The organism is Burkholderia sp. Ed8 (assembly GCF_040761425.1).
Classification (GTDB): Bacteria; Pseudomonadota; Gammaproteobacteria; order Burkholderiales; family Burkholderiaceae; genus Burkholderia; species Burkholderia seminalis.
The window spans coordinates 2610868-2633470 of record NZ_CP142886.1 but is presented as its reverse complement, the minus strand read 5'-3'; the positions used below and the strand labels follow the sequence as shown (position 1 = coordinate 2633470).

Below are 22603 nucleotides of genomic sequence, written 5' to 3'. Positions count from 1 at the left end.
CTGGAAATTGCAGGCGATACTACGGAAGTGCGTGCTTCACGTCAATAAAAACACCGAAAACTCAGCGAAATCCTACATTTGGAGCAATTTTTACAGACACCGCTTGAGCTTTGGAGTCCTCCGGAAATCATCATCGGAACCGGTTTTTCCACTCGCGCATCAGCGTGAATGCCGCCAGACGATCCGGCACTGTTTCGTGCAGCTCGGCCTCGAGCGTGGCATGTATCGCCGCGCTGTCCGCCCGCATGAACGGGTTAACGGCACGCTCGTGAGCAATCGTAGTGGGCAGCGTCGGCACGCCACGCGCGCGCAGCGCCTGCGCTTCGTCGCGCCACGCGGCGAGCGCCGCATTGCCGGGCTCGCACGCGAGCGCGAAGCGGATATTGGACAGCGTGTATTCGTGTGCGCAATGCACGCGCGTGTCGCCCGGCAGCGCCGCGAGCGCGTCGAGCGACGCGAGCATCTGCGCGGGCGTGCCTTCGAACAGGCGGCCGCACCCGCACGAGAACAGCGTGTCGCCGCAGAACACGTGCGGCGCCGCGTTGCGCGGCCCGGCCGCCTGGAAATAGGCGATGTGGCCGCGCGTATGACCGGGTACGTCGAGCACGTCGAACGCGACGGCCGGCGCGTCGAGCGTCACGCGATCGCTGCCCGCCAGCGGCCGCGTGACCACGCCGATCGCTTCGGCCGCGGGGCCGTATACCGCCAGCGGCGCATCGGCCGGTTGGCTATCGCGCAGCGCCTCGACACCGCCGACATGGTCGGCGTGGTGGTGCGTGAGTAAAATAGCGGTCAACCGCCAGCCTCGTTCGGCAAGAACCCGGCGTACGGGCGCGGCTTCACCCGGATCGACGGCGATTGCATCGCGGCCGTCCGAGACGAGCCAGATATAGTTGTCTTCGAATGCCGGAACCGGCACGTATTCCAGCTCGTTCATGGGCGCGCAATCATCGTTATGTCTGACCGTCAAATTATAGACTGGCCCGCCTGGACCGACTCGCCTCCCGGCCGCTACGTGCTGGGCTGGGAGCAGGCGCAGCTCGACCGGATCGTGTCCGACGTCTTCGGGTTCCACGCGCTGCAGCTCGGCTTGCCGCAGCTCGACGCGTTGCGCGAGAACCGCATGCCGTATCGCGGCCTCGTGCTCGACCCGGCGAGCGGCGCGAGCGCGCCGTACCAGTACCCGTGGGCACGCGAGGCGCACGCACCCGAGCATGCGCCCGCCGATCGCAGCACGACCTGGTGCGACCTGCTCGACCTGCCGTTCGAGTCGCAGAGCGTCGACCTGATCGTGATGCCGCACACGCTCGAATTCACGTCCGACCCGCACCGCCTGCTGCGCGAGGCCGAGCGCGTGCTGATGCCGGAAGGCCAGCTCGTGATCACCGGCTTCAATTCGCTCAGCCTGTGGGGCATGCGCCAGTCGTTCGGGCGCATGGCGAACCACCCGTTCGTGCCGGCCACGCGCGACCAGATCGCGTTCATCCGGCTCAAGGACTGGATCAAGCTGCTCGGTTTCGACCTCGAACGCGGCCGCTTCGGCTGCTACCGCCCGCCGCTCGTCACCGACAAGTGGCTGGCCCGCTACGGCTTCATGGAGGCCGCCGGCGACCGCTGGTGGCCGATCTTCGGCGCCGTCTACATGGTGACGGCCGTCAAGCGCGTGCGCGGCATGCGCCTCGTCGGCCAGATCAAGATGAAGAAGCCCGTGCTCGCCCCGGGCCTGACGCCGGCGGCCTCCCCGACCACCCATCAAGAACATTCATGACAATCGATACCATCGACATCTATACCGACGGCGCCTGCAAGGGCAACCCCGGCCCCGGCGGCTGGGGCGCACTGATGCGCTACGGCGACAAGGAGAAGGAGCTGTTCGGCGGCGAACCGAACACGACCAACAACCGCATGGAGCTGATGGGCGTGATCGCCGCGCTCGAAGCGCTGAAGCGGCCGTGCCAGGTGATCGTCCATACCGACTCGCAGTACGTGCAGAAAGGCATCAGCGAGTGGATCCACGGCTGGAAGAAAAAAGGCTGGGTCACCGCGGCGAAAACACCCGTGAAGAACGCCGACCTGTGGAAGCGGCTCGACGCGCTCGTCGCGCAGCATGAAGTCGAGTGGCGCTGGGTCAAGGGCCACGCGGGCCACCCCGAAAACGAGCGCGCGGACGCGCTCGCGAATCGCGGCGTCGAATCGCTCACGGCCTGAACGCCGGCCGTTCCCCTGTTTTCTTCGTTTTCCCCGACATGCGCCAGATCATTCTCGATACCGAAACCACCGGCCTGAACGCCCGCACGGGCGACCGCCTCATCGAAATCGGCTGCGTCGAGCTGCTGAACCGGCGGCTCACCGGCAACAACCTGCATTTCTACGTGAACCCCGAGCGCGACAGCGATCCGGGCGCACTGGCGGTGCACGGCCTCACGACCGAATTCCTCAGCGACAAGCCCAAATTCGCGGAAGTCGCCGACCAGATCCGCGACTTCGTGAAGGACGCCGAGCTGATCATCCACAACGCGCCGTTCGACCTTGGCTTTCTCGACGCGGAATTCGCGCGGCTCGGCCTGCCGCCGTTCACCGAACATTGCGGCGGCGTGATCGACACGCTCGTGCAGGCCAAGCAGATGTTCCCAGGCAAGCGCAACTCGCTCGACGCGCTGTGCGACCGCTTCGGCATCAGCAACGCGCACCGCACGCTGCACGGCGCACTGCTCGACTCGGAGCTGCTCGCCGAGGTGTATCTCGCGATGACGCGCGGCCAGGACAGCCTCGTGATCGACATGCTCGACGACGCGGGCGCCGACGGCGGCGCGGCGAACGGCCAGCGCGTCTCGCTCGCCGCGCTCGACCTGGCCGTCGTGGTCGCGAGCGACGACGAACTCGCCGCGCACCAGGCGCAACTCGACGAGCTCGACAAGTCGGTCAAGGGCACCTGCGTGTGGCGCAAGTCCGCCGACGAAGGCGCCGCGGAAGCGGCCTGACGCCTGCCCATACCCGCCGCGGCCGCGCTTACGCGCGCGGCTGCAGCGCGATGACGGCCATCCCGCCGAGCGCGAGCGCCGCGCCGGCCACGTCCCAGCGGGTCAGCGCGACGCCGTCGACCACCCGCAACCACACCAGCGCCACCGCGATGTAGACGCCGCCGTACGCGGCATAAGTACGCCCCGCCGCGCTCGGGTGCAGCGTCAGCAGCCACGCGAACAGCGCAAGCGAGAGCGCGGCCGGCACCAGCAGCCAGGCAGGACGCCCGTCCTTCAGCACGAGCCACGGCAGGTAGCAGCCGACGATTTCGGCCAGCGCGGTAGCGGCGAACAGCGCCGCGATCCTGATCAGTTCGGTCATCCGGTTCCTCGTGAATTCGGCCCCCGTCGCCGGGCGCTGCACGGCCCCGCCGCGCGCCGCCGATCATACCCGAGCAGGCCGCGCCGAATCCCCCGCCAGGCGGGCGTCTCCCGGCAATTTGCACGATCATCCGTCATCGTGCTATCATGTCGCCTGTTTCAACATTCAATCTCTGTCTATTCGATTTCGAGAGAAACCCGTCCGCGCGTTGCGGGCCGGCCTTTCGACCGAAATTGCACCCACAGGAAAGCCCGCCCGACAGGCCCGCTTTTCTCGTTTCGTTGCCCCTCCGGGGCGTTGCCGGAACACCGGACCCTTCGTCCGCACCGGCATCCGCCGCCTGCATCACGCGGCCCATTCTTCATGAGCGCACTGTCGCGACGGCCCATCGGGCCCGCGTCGAAGCAGCCCCTTACGGCCTTTGCTGCCCCTTGTGCAGTAAGCGCTTAATGGCCTGCCCCGACGCGCCGCACCCGACATCGCGCTCGCCGGCAAACCGTGTCGGACGGCCCGCCCGTTCCGGCGCAGTCAAAGGAGTGCATGACCTTGACCGCAACACACGTCAGCCCGACCGCTGCTTCTTCCACCGCTTCGCCGTCCGGCGAGGCTCCGCTCGCCGCGGACGACATCACCGTCGTCGACCAGAGCCTGCTCAAGCGCGCCGTCAGCGCGATGGCCATCGGCAACGCGATGGAATGGTTCGACTTCGGCGTCTACAGCTACATCGCCGTCACGCTCGGCAAGGTGTTCTTCCCGTCCAGCAGCCCGTCCGCGCAGCTGCTCGCGACCTTCGGCACGTTCGCGGCCGCGTTCCTCGTGCGCCCGCTCGGCGGCATGGTGTTCGGCCCGCTCGGCGATCGCATCGGCCGCCAGCGCGTGCTCGCCGCGACGATGATCATGATGGCCGTCGGCACCTTCGCGATCGGCCTGATCCCGAGCTACGCGTCGATCGGCATCATGGCGCCCGTGCTGCTGCTCGTCGCCCGCCTCGTGCAGGGCTTCTCGACCGGCGGCGAGTACGGCGGCGCCGCCACCTTCATCGCCGAATTCTCGACCGACAAGCGCCGCGGCTTCATGGGCAGCTTCCTCGAGTTCGGCACGCTGATCGGCTACGTGATGGGCGCCGGCGTCGTCGCGCTGCTCACCGCGTCGCTGTCGCAGGAAGCGCTGCTGTCGTGGGGCTGGCGCGTGCCGTTCCTGATCGCCGGCCCGCTCGGCCTGATCGGCCTCTACATCCGGATGCGGCTCGAGGAAACGCCCGCGTTCAAGCGCCAGGCCGAAGAGCGCGAAGCGCAGGACAAGGCCGTGCCGAAGGCGCGGTTCCGCGAGACGCTGATGCGCAACTGGCGTGCGCTGCTGCTGTGCGTCGGCCTCGTGCTGATCTTCAACGTGACCGACTACATGGTGTTGTCGTACCTGCCGAGCTTCATGTCGTCGACGCTGCACTTCGACGAATCGCACAGCCTCGTGCTCGTGCTGATCGTGATGGTGCTGATGATGCCGATGACGCTGTACGCCGGCCGCCTGTCGGACAAGATCGGCCGCAAGCCCGTGATGCTCGCCGGCTGTGTCGGCCTGCTCGTGCTGTCGATCCCGTCGATGATGCTGATTCACGCGGGCACCACGGCGTCGGTGTTCGGCGGCCTGCTGATCCTCGGCGTGCTGCTGTCGTGCTTCACCGGCGTGATGCCGTCGGCGCTGCCGGCGCTGTTCCCGACCGAGATCCGCTACGGCGCGCTCGCGATCGGCTTCAACGTGTCGGTATCGCTGTTCGGCGGCACGACGCCGCTGATGACCGCGTGGCTCGTCGACGTGACGCACAACCTGATGATGCCCGCGTATTACATGATGGGCGCCGCCGTGATCGGCATCGTGTCGGTCGTCGCGCTCGCGGAAACCGCGCGCCAGCCGCTGAAGGGCTCGCCGCCGGCCGTCGCGACGCGTCGCGAGGCGCACCAGCTCGCCCGCAAGCTGCGTGAAGAGGACGATGCGCCGCAGATGTACGACGTCGCGACGCCGGCACGGGCGTGAGCGTCGCCCAATGAAAAAGCCCCGGCCGCAGCCGGGGCTCGATCGAACCCGATCCGCCCGACCGGCTTGCGCCGGCCGGGCTTTTTTTCATCCTTTCGATGCGGCCGCCTTCACGCGCGCGCTTCGCAATGGCGGCAGAAGATCAGCTCGCGCGAACGCGACACGGCCGCCTGGGCACCGCGCGTCGCCATGATCAATCCGACCTGGCCGAGATTGAAATCGCGCTCGACCATCAGCTGCGTCAGCGCGGCGAGCGGCAACACGACGGACGGGTGGTACAGGCTCGATTCGATCAGGGCTTTCATCATCGGCTCCATCTGGCAATGCGTCATTCGATGGAGTGGATTCTAGGGACCGGCCGCTTCCGGATAAACAGCGCGAATGCGAAGTCACTTGTCAGCGGTTGCGAACAATCGGCAAACCCTTGCCGGACAAGGCACTCGGCCTACGCGAGCGGCGTTTCGACGAATGCCGGCAGCGTCTCGGCCCGTGCCGAATGCGCGGCCAGCGCCGGATAGCGGGCCGGATCGATCCGCGCGAGCGCCGGGTAATCGGCCGCCATGAATTGCGTGAAACGCCATGCGACCGCGACCGTCACGTCGGATTGCAGCAGGCGCGCACCGCCTAACCAGCCGTTCGCGGCCGCGACGAGCGGCTCCAGTGCGCCGTATGCGGCCTCAAGCTGGCCCAGCACGCGCTCGAGCCACGGCGCGTGCTGCTTGTCGGCCGGTCGCAGCGCCTGCTCGTAGACGACCTGGACGGTCTTTTCGGCCGCCGCCAGCGCGAACCCGACGGGCACGAGCACGCGCAACCGCGCATCGGCGGTGTCGGGCAGCAGGCGCCGCTCGGGCGCGACGCAATGATCGAGATAGTCGACGATCAGCGACGAATCGATCAGCGTCGAGCCGTCGTCGGTCACCAGCGTCGGCGCCTTGACGACCGGGTTGAAGGTGCCGAACTGCTCGAAATGACGAAACACCGAGATCGAATGGTGTTCGAACGGCAGGTCGAGCAGCTTCGCCGAAATGGCGACACGGCGCACGAACGGGGAATCCAGCATGCCGATCAGCTTCATCGCAAACGCTCCGCTTCTGGGGGATGGGACCGAGGACTGTAGCAGTGTCGCGCCGCACCGGCCAGCGCGCCCGCACGCTTGATGCTAAGCAGACGGCCGCGCTTTCGGCTCCCGCTGCGCGGCCACAGTGACCATAATGAAGATTCACGCCCCCTTCCGCCCCAAGGTTCGCCATGTGGTATGCCCTCGTCGAGCAGCAGCGGGAATGGATGCGCGCCTGGCGCGCGGCGACGCGGCACGCGTTCGACGCATGGCCCGCGGCCACGCTGCCGCACGCTGCGTCGTCGTGCTACGACGACCTGTTCGAACCGCTGCTCGGCCCGTCGGCCGGGCCGCCGCGCTTCGACATCGGGCGGCCGGCCGTCGACGAGCGGGTCGTCGCCCGCACGCCGTTCTGCGACCTGCGGCGCTTCGTGCGCGCCGACGCACGGCGCACGGTGCTGCTGTGCGCGCCGCTCGCCGGGCACGCGGCCGTGATGATGCGGGAAACCGTCGAGACGCTGCTCGCCGACGGCGACGTCTGCGTGACCGACTGGCGCAATGCGCGCGACGTGCCGCCTGCAGCAGGCCGCTTCGGGCTCGACGAGTACGTCGCGCTGCTCGACGGCTTCGTCGACGGCCTCGCGCACGACGCCCGGCCGCTGCACGTCGTCGCCGTGTGCCAGGCCACCGTGCCGGCGCTCGGCGCGCTCGCGCTGCGTGCCGCGCGCGGCCTCGCACCGCCCGCGAGCATCACGCTGATCGGCGGCCCGCTCGACGCGCGCCGGAACCCGAGCGCACTCGGCACCGCCGCCGCCACCCACTCGCTCGACTGGTGCCGCCGCCACCTGATCGACATCGTGCCGCCCGGTTTCGCGGGGCACGGCCGCCACGTGTTCCCGACCTACCTGCAGCAGGGCGAGATCGCGCTGCTGTATCCGCAGCGCTTCCTCACGCTGATCGAGGCCTACGCGCTGGCCGCGTCACGCTTCGACATGGCCGGGCTCGCCGGTGCGCGACGGGCGCTGCTCGAATACACGGCGCTGCTCGACATGCCGGCCGATTATTTCCTCGACACGGTCGACATCGTGTTCCAGCGCATGAGCCTCGCGACCGGCACGTGGGACGTCGGCGGCACGCGCGTCGAGCCGGCCGCGCTGCGCGGCGTCGCGCTGCTGACCGTCGAAGGCGCGCGCGACGCGGTCACGGGCGCCGGCCAGACGCACGCGGCGCTCGACCTGTGCCGCGGCCTCACGGCCGGCGAACGCCATCGCGTCGACATCGACGATTGCGATCACTACGGGCTGTTTACCGGGCCGCGCTGGCGCGGCGACGTCCATCCGGCGCTGCAGCGCGTGTTCGCGCTGGCGGAAGCGGCCCGCCCGCGCACGCGCCGCGCCAGGCGGCCGTGATGCGGCGTCAGTGGCGCGCCGCGTCGAGCAGCCTGCGCACCTCGTCGTCGCTCGTCTGCTCGAAGCGGGCGTAGAACGGGCTGATCCCGAAGAACCGCAGCGGCTGCGACACCGTGACGAAGGCGTCGGCCAGATCGTCGAACGCGTGCCGCGCGCTCGCCGGCGCGACCGGTACCGCCGCGACGATGCGTGCGGGGCGGCGCTCGCGCAACGCCTGCAGCGCGACGCGCATCGACGCGCCGGTCGCGACGCCGTCGTCGACGACGATCGCGATGCGTCCGTCGACCGGCAGCGGCGGCACGGCGCCGCGATACAACGCCTCACGGCGATGCAGCTCGGCCGTCTCGCGCACGATCACGTCGGCGAGCTGCCCGTCCGACACGCCCATCGAGCGGATCACCGAACGCTGCAGATACATCGCGCCACCGGTCGCGATCGCGCCCATCGCGAGCTCGGGATCGAACGGCACGCCGAGCTTGCGCACGACCAGCACGTCGAGCGGCGCGCGCAGCGCGCAGGCGACCGGATACGCGACGGGCACGCCGCCGCGCGGCAACGCGAGCACGACGACGTCGCTCCGCCCCGCGTAATCGCGCAATGCGTCGGCCAGCTGGCGGCCGGCATCGGCGCGATCGGCAAAACACTCGGTCACGATCGGCTCCCTGCCGTTGCGCCGGATGCGCGAAACCCGCGCCGGCGCCTTGTCAACGAGCATGGTGCATCGGCCGCGCCGATGCAAGCAGGGTCATACCGGCGCACGCGACGCCGAAGGAAGGGATCAGAGGCCGCCGGCCTGCCGGTACAGCCGCCAGAACGACTGCGCATAGGATTGCGCAAGCTCGGGCGCGCGCTGGAACACATTCACCGTTTCCGCATGGGCGGCCGCACCGTCGGACAGCGTCGTCAGCGCGACGCTGTCGTCGACGATCACGAAGCGCGGTGCCGGATCGCCATGCCGCGAATCGATCGCGACGTCGATGCCCGCGGATTTCAGAAAACCGGCGCCGCTGTAGCGGCCCGCGCGCGGCGAGCGCACGAGCACGACACGCACCTCGACTCCGCGCGCGCGGGCCGCGCGCAACGCGCCCGCGACAGCCGGCGGCACGTGCGTATAGCCCGCCAGCAGCACGCGACGCTGCGCCTGTTCGATCAGGTCGACGGTCGCGTCGGCCGCCGCGTTGTCATACGAAAAGTATGTGCCGACCGACGCGGCGTCGGACGGAATCTGGCTGGCGTGGGCGCTCGTCGCGCAGCACAGCGCGGCGAGAAGGATGGCGGCTGGTCTCATGGCGGGCGCCATTGTAGCGATGCCAATTCGCGTGGCAAGCACCGGCTGCGACGCTGCTGCGCCGGCGCAACACCCAGCCTGGAACGCGGGCGCGACGACTGTGTTTCAGCCCGTTTTTCGGGCCGCGGGTCAGGCCGCGACGCGCGCGAGCCAGCTCGTCACGCCGTCGACGGAACGGAAATCCGCGAGGCTGCGCGCCGGCAACGCCGGGTACGCGCCGCCGGCCATCTCGGCCAGCGCGCGCCCGGGGCCCAGTTCGAGAAACGCCGTCGCGCCGGCCTCGACGCAGGCGGCGAGACAGGCCGCCCACTCGACCGGCTCCGCGATCTGCCGCGCGAGCTTGTCGAGGCCCGCGTCGACGTCGAGCACCGACGCCCCGTCGATCCCGGAAAACAGCCGCGTGCCGGGCAGCGGCCGCCGGACGCGCGTCGCGGCAAGCGCCGTGCGAAACACCGGTACAGCCGCGGCGAGCCGGCGTGTGTGCGACGCGATCCGCACGCAGACCGGTGCGACGCGCAATGCGCCGGCGCGCGCCGCATCGTCGGCCACCGCGTCGACGTCGGCCTGGCGCCCCGCGACGACGAACGCGTCGCCGGGATTCGCGATCGCGATGGCCGCATCGCGGCCGTCGCACAATGATGCGAGCCGCGCGCGCGTCAGGCCGCGCACGAACACCATCCGCTCGTCGCCGCCGCTCGCCGCATCCATCGCGCGCGCGCGCGCGTCGGCCAGGTCGAGCGCGTCATGCGGCTCGATCATCCCCGCGACGCTCCACGAACCGACCTCGCCGACGCTGTAGCCGGCGACGCAGCGCCGACGCGGCCACGCCGTATCGAGCAGCGCGGCGGCCGCGAGCGCCTGGGTCGTGCAGAGGATCTGCGCGGCGCGGTTCTCGCGCAGCGCGTCCGGCCCGGCCTGCCGGACCCACGCGCGCGGATCGTCACCAAGGAGCCGGCCGGCATGGGCGAACACGGCGTCGGCCTGCGGCGCGGCGCCCGTCAGGTCGAACATGTCGGCGCGCTGCGCGCCCTGCCCCGAACAGAGGATGGCCAGCGTCATCGCGGATGCCCGTCGGCGTCGAGCGCATCGACGAATACGCTCATCGCGAGCAGGTCGGCCGCGCCGCCCGGGCTCAATCGGCGTGCGACGAACGCACGGTGCGCGGCGGCCGCGCGCAGCCGCCAGTCACGCGCCCGCACGCCGCCGCGGGCGACGAACGCACGGGCGGTCGCCCGCGCGAAATCGAGGCCGTGCTGCCCACCCCGGTGCAACAGATTCGTGTCGTCGAGCGCGGCGATCAGCGCAAAGCACGCGTCGACGCGCGCGGCTTCCGGATCGCCGGGCAGGTCGCGCCGCGCACGGCGCAGCGCGGGCAACCCGACCCCGTACACGGTCGGGAAGCCGTCAGCCGCTTCGCGACGCGCGCCGCCGACTCCGTAGCGGCGGCTCGCCCGCTCGCCATGGCTGTCGGGCAAACGCGGGCCGCCGAGGATGTCGGCACCCCAGCGGCCGGAGACGAACGCGCCGAGCGTCGTCCCGTTAGGCACCGCGCCCGGCACCGCGCGCCGGCCCGCGGCCGCGCACAGCAGCCCGAGCCCGAAGATCGCGCCGCGATGCGTATTGACGCCGCCGGTCGCGGCGAGCATCGCGTGTTCGGCACGCAGGCCGATCTTGCGCAGCACCGCCATGTCCGCGTCGCGTGCGCCCGCGTCGGCGAGTGCCGCGAAGTACGGCCGCAGCACCGCGGCGCTGCGCGCGAACGTCGCGGCATCCATGTCGGTGTGACTGCCGGTGTCGACATGGCTGACGAGACCCGGCTTCGGATAAGTCTCGATCTCGAGCACGAGGCTGCGCTCGGCCAGCGCGGCGATGCGCTCGGCCAGCGCGGCGATGCGCTCGGCATCCGACGGCGCCGCTACGCGGCAGGCAGCCCATGCGCTCATCGCGCGCCTCCGGTGAATGCGTCGGCCGCCATCAATTCGACGGCGACCGCGGTCTTGACCGCGACTTCGGGGCGCCGCGCATGCAGTTCGCGCCAGTTGACGCCCGCGCCGTCGGCGCGCAGCAGTTCGCCGTCGATGCGCATCGGCGCGTGCGCGTCGATCGCCGCGAGACCGTCGAGCAACGGCCGGAGCGACGCGGCATCCGGCAGCGGAAACACGATGTCGAGGTCGGACGACGGGCCCAGGTACGGCTCGCCCGTCAGTGCCTGCCACGCGAGGCTGCCGAACACGCGCCCCTGCACGCCGCTGCGCGCGCCGAGCGCGTCGAGCGCGCGCAGCGGTACGTGCCATGCGTCGGGCGCGGCGCCGAGCACGTCGGCCAGCGCGGGCAGCGGGCCGACCGTCGCGAGCGCGTCGGCGGCGACGTTCAGCGCGATACGCCGCTTGCCCGCCGCCGGCGGCAGCGGCATGCCGAGCGGCACGCGGCCGGCGCCGGCTTCATCCGGCGACGCGCGGCGCACGATCAGCGGCCAGCCGCGTCCGGCCCATGCGCGCACGAGCGGATCGCCCGCGAGCGCGCGGTCGCGCGCGAACGCCGCGTCCCACCCGGCCGCCGTCAGCGTGACGAGCGTGTGGCGGCGCAGCGGCAGCTCAGCGTGCGGCACGCGCGAGTGCCTCGACGCGCTGCGCGACGTCGGTCGCGACCGGCCGGCCGCGCGACGCGCGCCGGTCGATTCGGTCGGCCGGTTTGCCGAGCCATTCGCCGACCTGTGCGTCAAGCGCGCGGGCCGGGTCGAGCACGGCGTCGACGGCGCCCATCTTCACGAGATTGTCGAGTCCCGGCGCGAACACCGGCGTCGAACGCGACATCTCCTTCAGCACGTCGATCGGCAGCTTGGTCACGCGCGACATCGACGGCAGGTCCATCACCTCCGGCTCGGCGCCCGGCACCGCGAGCAGCGTGCGCGTCGCGAGCGCGGTCGCGATGAACGCGCCGGCGGCGGTGTGGCCGTACAGCACGCCGATCGTCCGGTGCCCGGCGAGATCGGCATGCATCAGGCACTTCGCGAGATGCGACAGCCCTTCGTTCAGGCCGAGCAGTTCGTCGCGCTTGCTCATCCGCTGGCTGTCGCTGTCGACGAGCACGACGATCGGCGTGTCGCCGCCGCGCGCGACCGTGTCGAGCACCTGCGACGCGAGCGTCAGCGCTTCGTCGATGCCGAACGGCAAGCGGTCGGTGACGCCGATCACGTCGACCCGCGCGCCGGCCAGTTCCGCATGGCCGGTCAGCAGGCCGCCGTAACGCACGATCGAATGGCCCTTCGGAAACAGCGAATTCAGTACTTCATCGAGCGTCATGCTGCGGCTCCTGTAACTGGTCGGCGAGCGTGGCGAATGCGTCGTCGGGCATGCCGGGAATCGCCTCGGGCTGATCGGCCCCGAGCATGCGCCACACGTCGAGCGCATCCCTGCATGCGCCGAACCGGGCGACACGCGCTTCCAGGCGCGCCTGTTCCGCGCGCAGCATCGCCGCATCGAACCTCGGCGCGCGGCCGATCAGCTCGAGCGCCGCCGCGCGGAACGCGTCCGGCGTGTCGGCCACGTAACGGTCGGCGCCGCCGATCAGCCGCCGGTGCTTGCCGCCCATCGTGCGCCAGATCAGCGCGCGATCCTTGGAATCGAATTCCTCGACGCCGCGATTGGTCTCGATCACTTCGGGGCCCGACACGCTGATGCGCCCCTGCTCCGACACCGCGAGCGCCGAACAGCACGCGGCGAGCAACCCGCCGCCGCCGTAGCAGCCCGCGCGCCCGCCGATCAGCCCGATCACCGGCACGCCGGCCGCGCGCGCGTCGACGAGCGCACGCATGATCTCGGCGATCGCGAGCTCGCCCGCGTTCGCTTCCTGCAGCCGCACGCCGCCCGTATCGAACAGGATCAGCACCGGCTTGCCGATTTCGCGCGCGGCGCGCAGCAGCCCGGTGAGCTTCGCGCCGTGCACCTCGCCGAACGCGCCGCCCATGAAGCGGCCTTCCTGCGCGGCGACGAACACCGGCCGGCCATCGAGCCGCCCGTGGCCGACCACCATCCCGTCGTCGAACTGCTGCGGCAGGTCGAACAGCGGCAGGTGCGGGCTCGTCACGCGCTCGGCCGGCCCGAGGAATTCGTCGAAGCTCCCCGTGTCAAGCAGTCCGTCGATGCGCTGTCGCGCCGACGCCTCGTACCAGCTCGCGCCGTTCGCGACGAACGCCGGTGCGTCGTGGATCACGTCGCTCATCGTGCGTCCCCCTCGATCGCGCGCACGGCCTGCGCGAGCCGCAGCGACACCATGTCGGGCCTCGCGCCGCCGTCGTTGATCGACAGCTTCAGGCCGCCCGGCGCGCGCCGTTCGACGAAATCCGACACGACGGCCTGCCATACCGCACCGAAACCGACCGCCGCGGTGCGGATGTCGATCTCGCATTCGTTGCCCGGCAGCACGCGCTCGACGAGCACCTCGAGATTGCCGGACGCGACCACGCCGACGAGCGCCGCGGCCTGCTCGCCCTTCGCGCGTTCGCGCGCGGTGAAGCGATAGTTCAACTGTTCCATGCCCTCTTCCTCACCAGTTGCGGAACCGCGCCGGCGGCGCATAGAGCCCGCCCGACCAGTGCACGAGATCCTTGATCGAACGCGCGGCGAGCCAGCGACGGTCGGCGTCGAGCGGATCGATGCCGAGATCCTCCGGGCGGCGGATCACGCCGCGTTCGCGCAGCCGCTCGACCATCTTCCGGTCGCGGCCGCGGCCGATCTCCGTATAACCGGCGACGCCGCGGATCGCGTGCTCGCGTTCGTCCTTGTCGCGACACATCAGCAGGTTCGCGATCCCTTCCTCGGTGACGATGTGCGTGACGTCGTCGCCGTAGACCATGATCGGCGCGAGGTCGAGCTGCAGCTTGTCGGCGAGCTTCAGCGCGTCGAGCTTCTCGACGAACATCGGCACGTTCTTGTCGCCGAACGTCTCGCCGATCTGCACGACGAGCTTGCGGCCGCGCCTGAGCGCCGCCGGCGTGTCGGGGTCGGCTTCCGCGCCGGCCTTCAGCCACGGCGCGCTCGGATGGCGCCGGCCGCGCGCGTCGCTGCCCATGTTCGGCGCGCCGCCGAAGCCGGCGATGCGCTCGGCCGTGACCGTCGACGAATGGCCGGACAGGTCGATCTGCAGCGTCGAGCCGATGAACATGTCGCACGCGTAGAGGCCGGCCGTCTGGCAGAACGCGCGGTTCGAGCGCAGCGACCCGTCGGGGCCCGTGAACCACACGTCGGACCGTTCGCGGATGTAGTCGTCCATCCCGACTTCGGAGCCGAAGCAGTGCACCTGCTCGACCCAGCCCGACTCGATCGCGGGAATCAGCGTCGGATGCGGATTGAGCGCCCAGTGCGTGCAGACCTTGCCCTTCAGCCCGAGCTTCTCGCCGTAGGTCGGCAGCAGCAGCTCGATCGCGGCCGTGTTGAAGCCGATCCCGTGGTTCAGGCGCTTGATGCCGTACGGCTCGTAGATGCCCTTGATCGCGAGCATCGCGGTGAGGATCTGCGTTTCGGTGATCGCGGCCGGATCGCGGGTGAACAGCGGCTCGACGTAGAACGGCCGGCCGGCCTCGACGACGAAATGCACGCGGTCGCCCGGGATGTCGACGCGCGGCACCTTGTCGACGATGCGGTCGACCTGCGCGATCACGATGCCGTCCTTGAATGCCGTGGCCTCGACGACGGTCGGCGTGTCCTCGGTGTTCGGGCCCGTGTACAGGTTGCCGTCACGGTCGGCGCTGACCGCCGCGATCAGCGCGACCTGCGGCGTCAGATCGATGAAGTAGCGCGCGAACAGCTCGAGATAGGTATGCACCGCGCCGAGCGCGATCTTGCCGCCGAACAGCAGCTTAGCGATGCGCTGCGACTGCGGGCCCGAGTACGCGAAATCGAGGCGCTTCGCGATGCCGCGCTCGAACACGTCGAGATGCTCGGGCAGCACGACGCCCGACTGCACCATGTGCAGGTCGTGGATCTTCGCGCTGTCGACGTCGGCGAGCGCCGTCGCGAGCAGGTCGGCCTGCTTCTGGTTGTCGCCTTCGAGGCACACGCGGTCGCCGGGCCGCAGCACCGCTTCGAGCAACGCGACGGTGTCGCGCGCATCGACCCGCTTGCCCTGCGCGTAAGCCGCGCCGGCCGCGAGCCGTGCATCGCGCGCTTGCCGCGCGTGATTCCATCCCGTCATGAACAGTTCTCCCGCTTCGATGGTTCAGCGGCATTCTAAGCCGGGCGCCGCCGCCGATTGATGATGTTGACGAATGCGACTCAGAGGACGCCGCGATGGATGCGGCCCACGCGCGCGGGCCGCACCGCGGGGCGCTATGCGCCGACCAGCGCGCGGGTCGTGAAGTAGAGCACCGAGGGCCCGAGCAGGCAGCCGACGCCCGTATGGAACGTCGCGACCAGCGCGCCGTACGGGACCAGCCGGCGGTCGGTCGCGGCGAGCCCCGCGCTCACGCCGCTGACAGTGCCCGCGAGGCCGCCGAAGATCATCGCGGAGCGTGGCGTCTTCAGGCCCATGAAGCCGGCCGCGACCGGCGTGCCGACCATCACGATGATCGCCTTCACGAGCCCGGTGGCGATGCTCAGCGCGATCACGTCGGAACTCGCGCCGATCGCCGCGCCGGTAACGGGCCCGACGATGTAGGTGACGGCGCCCGCGCCGATCGTCGTCATGCTGACCGCGTCGGTGTACCCGAACGCGCGCGCGATGCATGCGCCGACGATGAACGGCAGCACGGTGCCGAGCAGCAGCGACACGACGCCGACGAGCCCGGCCTTGCGCGCCTCGGTCGGCTGCACTTCGAACGCGGTCGCGACGATCGCGAAATCGCGCAGCATCGCGCCGCCCATCAGGCCGACACCCGCGAACAGCGGCACGTCGGCGATTCCCTTTTCGCCGCCGGTGAACGCGCCGCCGACGTACGCGAGCGCGAGACCGATCACGATCGCGATCGCGGAGCCGTGCACGCGGCCGAACGTCAGCTTGCGCGAGGCGATCGACGACAGCCACATGATCAGGCCGACCAGCGCGAACGACGCGACGAGCCCGTTGTGGGCGACGGTTTTTTCGAGCATCTGCAGCATGGCGGCCTCCGTTACTGTTCTTCGAATTGCGGCACGCCCGCGAAGGCCGTGTCGTCGCGCCCGGTGCGCACCAGTACCGCGATGCAGCATGCGCAGATCGCGACCGCGCCGACGGCGGCCAGCAGCGCGACGGGACCGCCCTTCAGCGCGGCGACCACGTTCTGGTTCGCGGCCATCGCGACGACGACCGGAATGTACATCGCGCCCCAGAAACCGACGCCGGCCTCGGTCTCCTTCGGCAGCCAGCCGCGCCGGTGCAGCCACAGGCGCAGGCAGATCAGCAGCAGCATCGCGATGCCGACGCCGCCGACATTGGTCTTCACGCCGATCGCGCTGCCGAGCAGGTCGCCGAGAAACAGTCCGGCCAGATGGCAAAACGCCAGCAGCGCGGTTCCGTAGATGATCATGAGTCGTCTCCAGTCTCTTCGTGACGGGCGCCGGACGCACGCGGGAGCCGGCCCCGCACGGCGATCCCGTGCACGGACTTGTCTCCTGCGGCGGTGCGCCGCGGCCCGGCGGCCCGTCTGGCGGGCCTGTTCTCGGGCGGTCGATGGGATGATGCGGTTTCGGGCCGGACGCCGGATGCCGTAGACTGATCGAGGCAGCCGCCGGCACGACGCGGGCTACGCGCCGGTGCCCCCGTTGCGGGCCGCACTGGCGCGTGATCCGATACTAGCGCCGCCGATTCCCGCCATTTATGAAGTTGTCGAAACCGATTCAGTGGATTTAGCAATGCGTCCGTTACCGCCCGAGCTGCTGCGCAGCTTCGTCGCCGTCGCCCAATCCGGCAGCTTCACCGCCGCGTCCGAGCGCGTGAGCCTGTCGCAGTCGACCGTCAGCCAGCACATCCGCCGCCTCGAGGAGCTGCTCGACCGGCCGCTGTTCGAACGCGACACGCGCAACGTGCACCTGTCGCAGCACGGCGACGCGCTGTTCCGCTACGCGGTGCGCATCCTCGAGCTGATGGACGAAGCCGTCACGTCGGTGTGCGGGCCGCCGCTGTCGGGCAAGGTGCGGCTCGCGATGTCGGAGGATTTCGCGTCCGCCCACCTGACGGCCGCGCTCGCGAGCTTCGTGCAGCGCAATCCGGACGTCGAGCTCGCGATCTCGACCGGGCTGTCGGGCGACCTGTTCGATGCGCTCGACGAAGGCCGGCACGACCTGGTGTTCGCGAAGCGTATCGCGGGCAGCCGGCGCGGCCGCGTGATCCGCAGCGAACCGCTGTACTGGTGCACCGGCCCCGAATCGCGGCTCACCGGCCACGAGGTCGTGCTGCCGCTCGCGATGCATCCGGAGCCGAGCGTGTCGCGCCGCCGCGTGCTCGAATCGCTCGAGGCCATCGGGCGGCCGTACCGGATCGCGGTGGTCAGCAGCAGCGTCGCGGTATTGCGCGCGGCCGCGAGCGCGGGGCTCGGCGTCAGCGCGTTCGCCGGCTACGTGATCCCGGCCGGACTCGCCCGGCTCGACGCGGGGCTGCCCGAACTCGGCGAACTCGAATACGTGATCGACCGGCCGGCAGCCGCGTCGCGCTCGACGCTCGCGCTGGAAGCCACGCTGATCGCGGCGGCGGCCGGGTTGTAACCGCACCGGGCGCACCGGGCGCATGCACGGCCGCGCCCGCACCTGACAGCTTTGCCCGGAACGCGTCATCGTCCGCGCAGCACCCGCTCGCGACAATGGGACCCATCGGCAGGCACGGCGATCGCCGCGCGCATCCGGTACCCCGTCCCTTGATCGGAGCCCACCATGAACGTCTTGCGATTCGCCGTCGCGACCGCCGCAGCCGCGCTGCTGTCCCCTGCCTTTGCGCAAACCGACGCGTCGGCGCCCGCCCAGGGCCTGACGCGCGCGGAAGTCATCGACCAGCTCAAGCAGGCCTATCTCGACGGCGAACTGCCGACGAACGACGGCAACTACCCGCCGGATGCCGCGACGCGGGCACGCAACCGCGAACTCGTGCAGGCCGCGAGCCCCGCCTGGCTCGCGCATGCGCCGCCCGCACCGCAGGCCGCGTCGCAGCAATAAGCCGCGCGCTCAGGGCAGGAAGCTGCGGCGCCGCGCATCGATCAGCTCGACGAGCAAGCGGTCGCGCTCGGCCGCCAGCGCCTGCATCGAACGCTCGCCCTGGATCGCGCGCAGTTCTTCGTTCAGTTGGCGATCGACCTCCGGATCGAACGAGGGCGTGCCGAGGTCGTCCCACCAGCTCGCGATCGGCCCCGACAGGTGTTCGAGGAAGTGCGCGATCCCGCCCGCGCCGCCGCCGAGGTGATAGGTCAGGCACTGCCCCATCAGCCCCCAGCGCAAGCCGGGCCCCCACGCGACGGCCTTGTCCGCATCGGCGACACTCACGACGCCTTCGCCGACGAGGTGATACACCTCGCGGAACAGCGCGGCCGCGAGCCGGTTCGCGACGTGGCCGGTCATTTCCTTGTTGAGGACGATCGTCTGCTTGCCGAGCGCGTCGTAGAAATCCTTCACGCGCGCGATCACGTCCTGGCCGGTCGCATCGCCGCCGACCAGCTCGACGAGCGGAATCAGGTGCGGCGGATTGAACGGATGCGCGATCAGGCAACGCTCCGGATGCTTCGCGCACGCGGTCTGGATATCGGACATCTTCAGGCCCGACGAGCTCGATGCGATCGGTACGTGCGCGGGCAGCACGTCGTCCATCTGGCGGTACAGCGCACGCTTCAGGTCGAGCCGCTCCGGGCCGTTCTCCTGCACGAAGTCGACGCCGTCGAGCGCGCGCACCAGATCGGCGTCGAACGACAACCGCGAGGAAAGTTCGGCGGCACGCTCGCCGAGAAACGCGGCCAGCGCGTCGCGCAGCCGCGCGTCGGCTTGCGGCGCCGGATCGGTCGCGACGACGTCGAAACCCTGCGTCAGATAGAAAGCCGCCCAGCTCGCGCCGATCACGCCGGCGCCGACGATCGCGATACGTCGAATGTCCATGGTTGTCCCGTGTGGTTGTTCTGCGGATAGCTCGCGGCGATTGTCGCATCGAATCCCGTGCGCATGCGTTGACGCGGATTGCGGATTCCCTCTTGAAATGCGCGATGGCGGCCACTAATTACCCGTCGTCGGGCAGTGCCTCATCCGTTGCACTGCCTCCGTTTCGATCCAGTGGAGCCCCCGTCGCGCCCGCCGCAGGCGTCGCGCCGTCACGTCTCCCGTGTTCCCTGTTCAGGAGGACCCACATGAGCGGTATCCATTTCGGCAACGACCTGTTCGACGAATTCGCCCGCGTGCAGCGGCAAGTGGCGAACCTGCTCGGCGAACGCCCGACCGGCATCCGCGCGGTGCGGCACGGCACGTTCCCGGCACTCAACGTCGGCGCCACCGACAATGCGATCGAGATCGTCGCGTTCGCACCCGGCATGGCCGCGGGCGACTTCGACGTATCGATCGACAAGGACCTGCTGACCGTCAGCGGCGAGCGCAAGCCGGCGCCGGGCATCGAAGGCGAAGACGTGCGGACCTACGCGCAGGAGCGCTTTCACGGCGCCTTCCGCCGCGTCGTCGAGCTGCCGCGCGACGCGGATCCCGACCAGGTCACCGCGCGCTACGAAAACGGCTGCCTGCTGATTCGCGTCGGCCGGCGCGAAGCCTCGAAGCCGCGTGCGATCACCGTTCAGTAATCTTCAGGATACCGACATGTATACGAACCCGACCCTGGCCGAACGCCAAACGAAACCCGTTCATCCCGCCGCCGCCGAGGCCGCGCGCCGGCCCGCGATCACGCCGAACGTCGACATCGTCGAGACCCCTCGCGGCGTCACGCTGCGGGCCGATCTTCCCGGCGTGCCGCGCGAGAACCTCGACGTGAAGGTGCACGACAACACGCTGACGATCGAAGCGGACACGCACATCGACACGCCGGCCGACCTGCGCGTGCGGCACGCGGAAGTGCGCGCGACCCGCTATGCGCGCTCGTTCGTGCTGAGTCCCGACCTCGACACGTCGCGGATCGACGCGAACCTGCGCGACGGCGTGCTGACGCTGACGATTCCGCGCCGCGAGGAAACGCGCCCGCGCCGTATCGACGTGACGGCCGGCCACGCGTAAGCGTCGGCGTGAGTCGCGACGTGTCGCGGCACGCATGAAAGAAGCCCCGCCCGGCGCGATGCCGGGCGGGGCTTCTTTGTTGATCGGCGGCCCGGCGTGCGTGCAGGCACGCCGGATCCGGATTCAATCGAAATCGAACAGGTCGAACACCGACTTCTTGCGACGCTGGCCGTCGTGCCGGTAACGCTCGTCGCGCGAGCGGCCGTCGCGCCCCCAGCCGTCGTCGCGCCCGCGCTGCGCCGATGCGGCGTGCTGCGCCGGCGAATCGTCGCGGCGGGCCGGCGCGTCGCCGGTTTCGCGGGCGATCAGCTTGTCGAGCTCGCCGCGGTCGAGCCATACGCCGCGGCACGTCGGACAGTAGTCGATCTCGATCGACTGGCGCTTGGCCATCAGCAGGTCGGGCGTCTTGCAGACAGGGCATTTCATCGCGTTTCTCCTTTCCGTGCGAATCTCGTCCCGATTCCGTATGCAGCGCGCGCGCCGGCAGCAGCGGCAGCCGGCGTCACGCGCGGCGACTCAGTCGCCATCGACTTGCGCCGCGCGCTTCGCCTTCGCGCGCCGCGCCAGCATGTTCATGCCCTCGACGAACGCCGAGAACGCCATCGCCGCGTAGATGTACCCCTTCGGCACGTGCGAACCGAAACCTTCGGCGATCAGCGTCATGCCGATCACGACCAGGAACGACAGCGCCAGCATCACGATGGTCGGGTTGCGGTCGATGAAGCGTGCGAGCGGCTGCGCGGCGAACAGCATCACGGTCACGGCGACGATCACCGCGACGAACATGATCGGGATGTGCTCGGTCATGCCGATCGCCGTCACGATGCTGTCGATCGAGAACACGATGTCGAGCATCACGATCTGGCCGATGGCGGCCCACACCGTCAGCCCGGCCGCGCCGCCCGCCCCGCCCTCGCCGCCGCCGTCGTGCGACACGTGGTGATGGATCTCGGTGGTCGCCTTCCACACGAGGAACAGGCCGCCCGACAGCAGGATCATGTCGCGCCACGAGAACGCATGGTCGAACAGCGTGAACACGGGTTCGGTCAGGCTCGCGATCCACGCGACGCTGCCGAGCAGCGCCAGGCGCATCACCAGCGCGAGCGCGATGCCGAGGCGCTGCGTGCGGGCGCGCTGCGCCTCGGGCAGCTTGTTGCTGAGGATCGAGATGAAGATCAGGTTGTCGATGCCGAGCACGACTTCCATCACGACGAGCGTCAGGAGCGCGGCCCAGACGGCGGGGTCGGCGGCAAGCGTCAGCAGGTAGTCCATGAAATGGGCCGATTGAAAAGTGGAAAGCCCGATGATATGCCGCCCCGCACTTCGAAAAAATCAGAGAGAATCTGAATTTAAGTTCGGTTTTTTCGATATATCGATCCGATGCTCAATTTTCGACATCTGTACTATTTCTGGGTCGTCGTGAAGGAAGGCGGCTTCGCGCGCGCGGCCGGCCGGCTCGACATGGCCGTGCAGACGATCAGCGCGCAGGTGCGCGAGCTCGAGAAATCGCTCGGGCACCAGTTGCTGCGCCCGGCCGGGCGCGGCGTCACGATGACCGACGCGGGACAGGCCGCGTTTGCGCGCGCCGAGGTCATCTTCGAGATGGGGCGGCTGATTCCCGACGAAGTGCGCGCGGCGGCCAGCCAGCCGACCGTGCGGCTCGCGGTCGGGCTCGCGGACGGCATTTCGAAGCTCGCCGCGCACGCGATCCTCGCGCCGGTGCTCGACACGCCGACGTTGCGGCTGCTGTGCCACGAGGGCGAGCACGATGCGCTGCTCGCGGAGCTCGCGCTGCATCACCTCGATCTCGTGCTGGCCGGCCAGGGCGCGCCGTCGGGGTCGAACCTGCGCGTGACGAGCGAGCGGCTCGTCGCATCGCCGGTCGACTGGTACGGGCCCGCGGCGCTCGTCACGCCGGCCGCGCGGCAGCGCTTTCCGCAGTGCCTGGCCGACCTGCCCGTGCTGCTGCCGACCGCGCATTCGGCGCTGCGCGCGCGCCTCGACCGGTGGCTGGAAGGCGAGCGGATCGTGCCGCGCGTGACCGGGGAATTCGAGGACAGCGCGCTGATGGCCGTGTTCGCGGCGCGCGGCCTCGGCGTGTTTCCGCTCAGCGAACTCGGCGCGAACGATGCGTCGCTGCTGAGCGGGTTGCGGCGGCTCGGGCGCGCGGGCGACGTGACCGAGGAGATCCACGCGATCCGCTCGCGGCGCGGCGAACATCATCCGCTGACGTCGCAATTGCTGGCCGCGGTGCGCGTCGCGCCGGCCGACTGAAGCGAGCGCGACATCAAACGAAACTATAATGGCGCCCCGGCCT

General features: G+C 70.0%; 28 protein-coding genes. 10 read left to right on the top strand and 18 right to left on the bottom strand.

Going from position 1 to position 22603, the window contains the following annotated elements:
• Window positions 1-130: 130 nt before the first annotated feature.
• Entirely contained in the window at window positions 131-937 is an 807-nt protein-coding gene (gene gloB / locus VXM69_RS26045) for a hydroxyacylglutathione hydrolase (RefSeq protein ID WP_367189461.1), read from the bottom strand.
• Window positions 938-955: 18 nt separating this feature from the next.
• Here gloB and VXM69_RS26040 point away from each other — a divergent pair, with 18 nt between their 5' ends.
• The 3 genes from VXM69_RS26040 to dnaQ are packed head-to-tail and all read left to right on the top strand — an operon-like array spanning window position 956 to window position 2981.
• A complete protein-coding gene (locus tag VXM69_RS26040; RefSeq protein ID WP_034186646.1) occupies window positions 956-1768 on the top strand; it encodes a class I SAM-dependent methyltransferase in 813 nt (270 codons plus the stop codon).
• Window positions 1765-2208: a ribonuclease HI gene (gene rnhA, locus VXM69_RS26035; protein WP_021163370.1), complete on the top strand. Its 444-nt coding sequence runs from the start codon at window positions 1765-1767 to the stop codon at window positions 2206-2208. Before VXM69_RS26040 ends, rnhA begins: the two co-directional genes overlap by 4 nt.
• Window positions 2209-2246: 38 nt before the next feature.
• The gene (gene dnaQ, locus VXM69_RS26030; RefSeq protein WP_034186645.1) at window positions 2247-2981 is read left to right on the top strand and encodes a DNA polymerase III subunit epsilon; all 735 of its coding nucleotides are present in this window, start codon (window positions 2247-2249) and stop codon (window positions 2979-2981) included.
• A gap of 28 nt (window positions 2982-3009) precedes the next feature.
• On the opposite strand, the gene VXM69_RS26025 is transcribed toward dnaQ, so the two are convergent.
• Window positions 3010-3342, bottom strand: a complete 333-nt coding sequence (locus VXM69_RS26025; protein WP_034186644.1) for a YnfA family protein — start codon at window positions 3340-3342, stop codon at window positions 3010-3012.
• Between the two features lie 540 nt (window positions 3343-3882).
• Here VXM69_RS26025 and proP point away from each other — a divergent pair.
• Window positions 3883-5373: a glycine betaine/L-proline transporter ProP gene (gene proP / locus VXM69_RS26020; protein ID WP_034186643.1), complete on the top strand. Its 1491-nt coding sequence runs from the start codon at window positions 3883-3885 to the stop codon at window positions 5371-5373.
• A gap of 110 nt (window positions 5374-5483) precedes the next feature.
• On the opposite strand, the gene VXM69_RS26015 is transcribed toward proP, so the two are convergent.
• Both VXM69_RS26015 and VXM69_RS26010 read right to left on the bottom strand, forming a co-directional pair.
• On the bottom strand, window positions 5484-5690 hold the full coding sequence (locus VXM69_RS26015) for a hypothetical protein (protein ID WP_034186642.1): 207 nt from the start codon (window positions 5688-5690) through the stop codon (window positions 5484-5486).
• Window positions 5691-5818: 128 nt separating this feature from the next.
• A complete protein-coding gene (locus VXM69_RS26010; RefSeq protein WP_034186641.1) occupies window positions 5819-6448 on the bottom strand; it encodes a glutathione S-transferase family protein in 630 nt (209 codons plus the stop codon).
• 173 nt (window positions 6449-6621) lie between these two features.
• Here VXM69_RS26010 and VXM69_RS26005 point away from each other — a divergent pair, with 173 nt between their 5' ends.
• Window positions 6622-7839, top strand: coding sequence for a polyhydroxyalkanoate depolymerase (locus tag VXM69_RS26005; protein ID WP_034186640.1), 1218 nt, complete (start codon window positions 6622-6624; stop codon window positions 7837-7839).
• A gap of 7 nt (window positions 7840-7846) precedes the next feature.
• Here the strand turns inward: VXM69_RS26005 and VXM69_RS26000 are convergent, their stop codons facing one another.
• The 11 genes from VXM69_RS26000 to madL form a co-directional block, all read right to left on the bottom strand.
• Window positions 7847-8494, bottom strand: coding sequence for a phosphoribosyltransferase (locus VXM69_RS26000; protein WP_049029925.1), 648 nt, complete (start codon window positions 8492-8494; stop codon window positions 7847-7849).
• 123 nt (window positions 8495-8617) lie between these two features.
• On the bottom strand, window positions 8618-9139 hold the full coding sequence (locus tag VXM69_RS25995) for a phospholipase D-like domain-containing protein (protein WP_034186639.1): 522 nt from the start codon (window positions 9137-9139) through the stop codon (window positions 8618-8620).
• Between the two features lie 117 nt (window positions 9140-9256).
• Window positions 9257-10186, bottom strand: coding sequence for a malonate decarboxylase subunit epsilon (mdcH, locus tag VXM69_RS25990; RefSeq protein ID WP_200087392.1), 930 nt, complete (start codon window positions 10184-10186; stop codon window positions 9257-9259).
• Window positions 10183-11070: a triphosphoribosyl-dephospho-CoA synthase MdcB gene (mdcB, locus tag VXM69_RS25985; protein WP_367189460.1), complete on the bottom strand. Its 888-nt coding sequence runs from the start codon at window positions 11068-11070 to the stop codon at window positions 10183-10185. The genes mdcH and mdcB overlap by 4 nt, the downstream gene beginning before the upstream one ends.
• Window positions 11067-11735, bottom strand: a complete 669-nt coding sequence (mdcG, locus tag VXM69_RS25980; protein ID WP_367189459.1) for a malonate decarboxylase holo-[acyl-carrier-protein] synthase — start codon at window positions 11733-11735, stop codon at window positions 11067-11069. Before mdcG ends, mdcB begins: the two co-directional genes overlap by 4 nt.
• A complete protein-coding gene (gene mdcE, locus VXM69_RS25975) occupies window positions 11722-12429 on the bottom strand; it encodes a biotin-independent malonate decarboxylase subunit gamma (RefSeq protein WP_367189458.1) in 708 nt (235 codons plus the stop codon). Before mdcE ends, mdcG begins: the two co-directional genes overlap by 14 nt.
• Complete coding sequence (locus VXM69_RS25970) at window positions 12416-13348, bottom strand: biotin-independent malonate decarboxylase subunit beta (protein ID WP_124609544.1); 933 nt, start codon at window positions 13346-13348, stop codon at window positions 12416-12418. Before VXM69_RS25970 ends, mdcE begins: the two co-directional genes overlap by 14 nt.
• The gene (gene mdcC, locus VXM69_RS25965) at window positions 13345-13662 is read right to left on the bottom strand and encodes a malonate decarboxylase acyl carrier protein (RefSeq protein WP_049031215.1); all 318 of its coding nucleotides are present in this window, start codon (window positions 13660-13662) and stop codon (window positions 13345-13347) included. Before mdcC ends, VXM69_RS25970 begins: the two co-directional genes overlap by 4 nt.
• 10 nt (window positions 13663-13672) lie before the next feature.
• Entirely contained in the window at window positions 13673-15319 is a 1647-nt protein-coding gene (mdcA, locus tag VXM69_RS25960; protein WP_034186632.1) for a malonate decarboxylase subunit alpha, read from the bottom strand.
• 134 nt (window positions 15320-15453) lie between these two features.
• A complete protein-coding gene (madM, locus tag VXM69_RS25955; protein ID WP_034186631.1) occupies window positions 15454-16221 on the bottom strand; it encodes a malonate transporter subunit MadM in 768 nt (255 codons plus the stop codon).
• 11 nt (window positions 16222-16232) lie between these two features.
• Window positions 16233-16628, bottom strand: a complete 396-nt coding sequence (madL, locus tag VXM69_RS25950; protein ID WP_034186756.1) for a malonate transporter subunit MadL — start codon at window positions 16626-16628, stop codon at window positions 16233-16235.
• 325 nt (window positions 16629-16953) lie between these two features.
• Between madL and VXM69_RS25945 the strand changes: the two genes are divergently transcribed.
• Together VXM69_RS25945 and VXM69_RS25940 are read left to right on the top strand one after the other, a co-directional pair.
• Complete coding sequence (locus VXM69_RS25945; protein WP_034186630.1) at window positions 16954-17802, top strand: LysR substrate-binding domain-containing protein; 849 nt, start codon at window positions 16954-16956, stop codon at window positions 17800-17802.
• 165 nt (window positions 17803-17967) lie between these two features.
• The gene (locus VXM69_RS25940) at window positions 17968-18246 is read left to right on the top strand and encodes a DUF4148 domain-containing protein (RefSeq protein WP_049031214.1); all 279 of its coding nucleotides are present in this window, start codon (window positions 17968-17970) and stop codon (window positions 18244-18246) included.
• 9 nt (window positions 18247-18255) lie between these two features.
• Here the strand turns inward: VXM69_RS25940 and VXM69_RS25935 are convergent, their stop codons facing one another.
• Window positions 18256-19173 carry a 3-hydroxyacyl-CoA dehydrogenase NAD-binding domain-containing protein gene (locus VXM69_RS25935; RefSeq protein WP_034186628.1) on the bottom strand — a complete coding sequence of 306 codons (918 nt, stop codon included), beginning with the start codon at window positions 19171-19173 and terminating at the stop codon, window positions 18256-18258.
• A gap of 245 nt (window positions 19174-19418) precedes the next feature.
• Here VXM69_RS25935 and VXM69_RS25930 point away from each other — a divergent pair, with 245 nt between their 5' ends.
• Entirely contained in the window at window positions 19419-19859 is a 441-nt protein-coding gene (locus VXM69_RS25930) for an Hsp20/alpha crystallin family protein (RefSeq protein ID WP_069245605.1), read from the top strand.
• Window positions 19860-19875: 16 nt separating this feature from the next.
• Entirely contained in the window at window positions 19876-20286 is a 411-nt protein-coding gene (locus tag VXM69_RS25925) for an Hsp20/alpha crystallin family protein (protein WP_049033114.1), read from the top strand.
• A gap of 123 nt (window positions 20287-20409) precedes the next feature.
• Here the strand turns inward: VXM69_RS25925 and VXM69_RS25920 are convergent, their stop codons facing one another.
• Together VXM69_RS25920 and VXM69_RS25915 are read right to left on the bottom strand one after the other, a co-directional pair.
• Window positions 20410-20712, bottom strand: a complete 303-nt coding sequence (locus tag VXM69_RS25920) for a zf-TFIIB domain-containing protein (protein ID WP_367189457.1) — start codon at window positions 20710-20712, stop codon at window positions 20410-20412.
• Between the two features lie 90 nt (window positions 20713-20802).
• Complete coding sequence (locus tag VXM69_RS25915; RefSeq protein ID WP_034186624.1) at window positions 20803-21558, bottom strand: TerC family protein; 756 nt, start codon at window positions 21556-21558, stop codon at window positions 20803-20805.
• A gap of 108 nt (window positions 21559-21666) precedes the next feature.
• Between VXM69_RS25915 and VXM69_RS25910 the strand changes: the two genes are divergently transcribed.
• Window positions 21667-22560 carry a LysR family transcriptional regulator gene (locus VXM69_RS25910; RefSeq protein WP_034186623.1) on the top strand — a complete coding sequence of 298 codons (894 nt, stop codon included), beginning with the start codon at window positions 21667-21669 and terminating at the stop codon, window positions 22558-22560.
• Window positions 22561-22603: the final 43 nt, after the last annotated feature.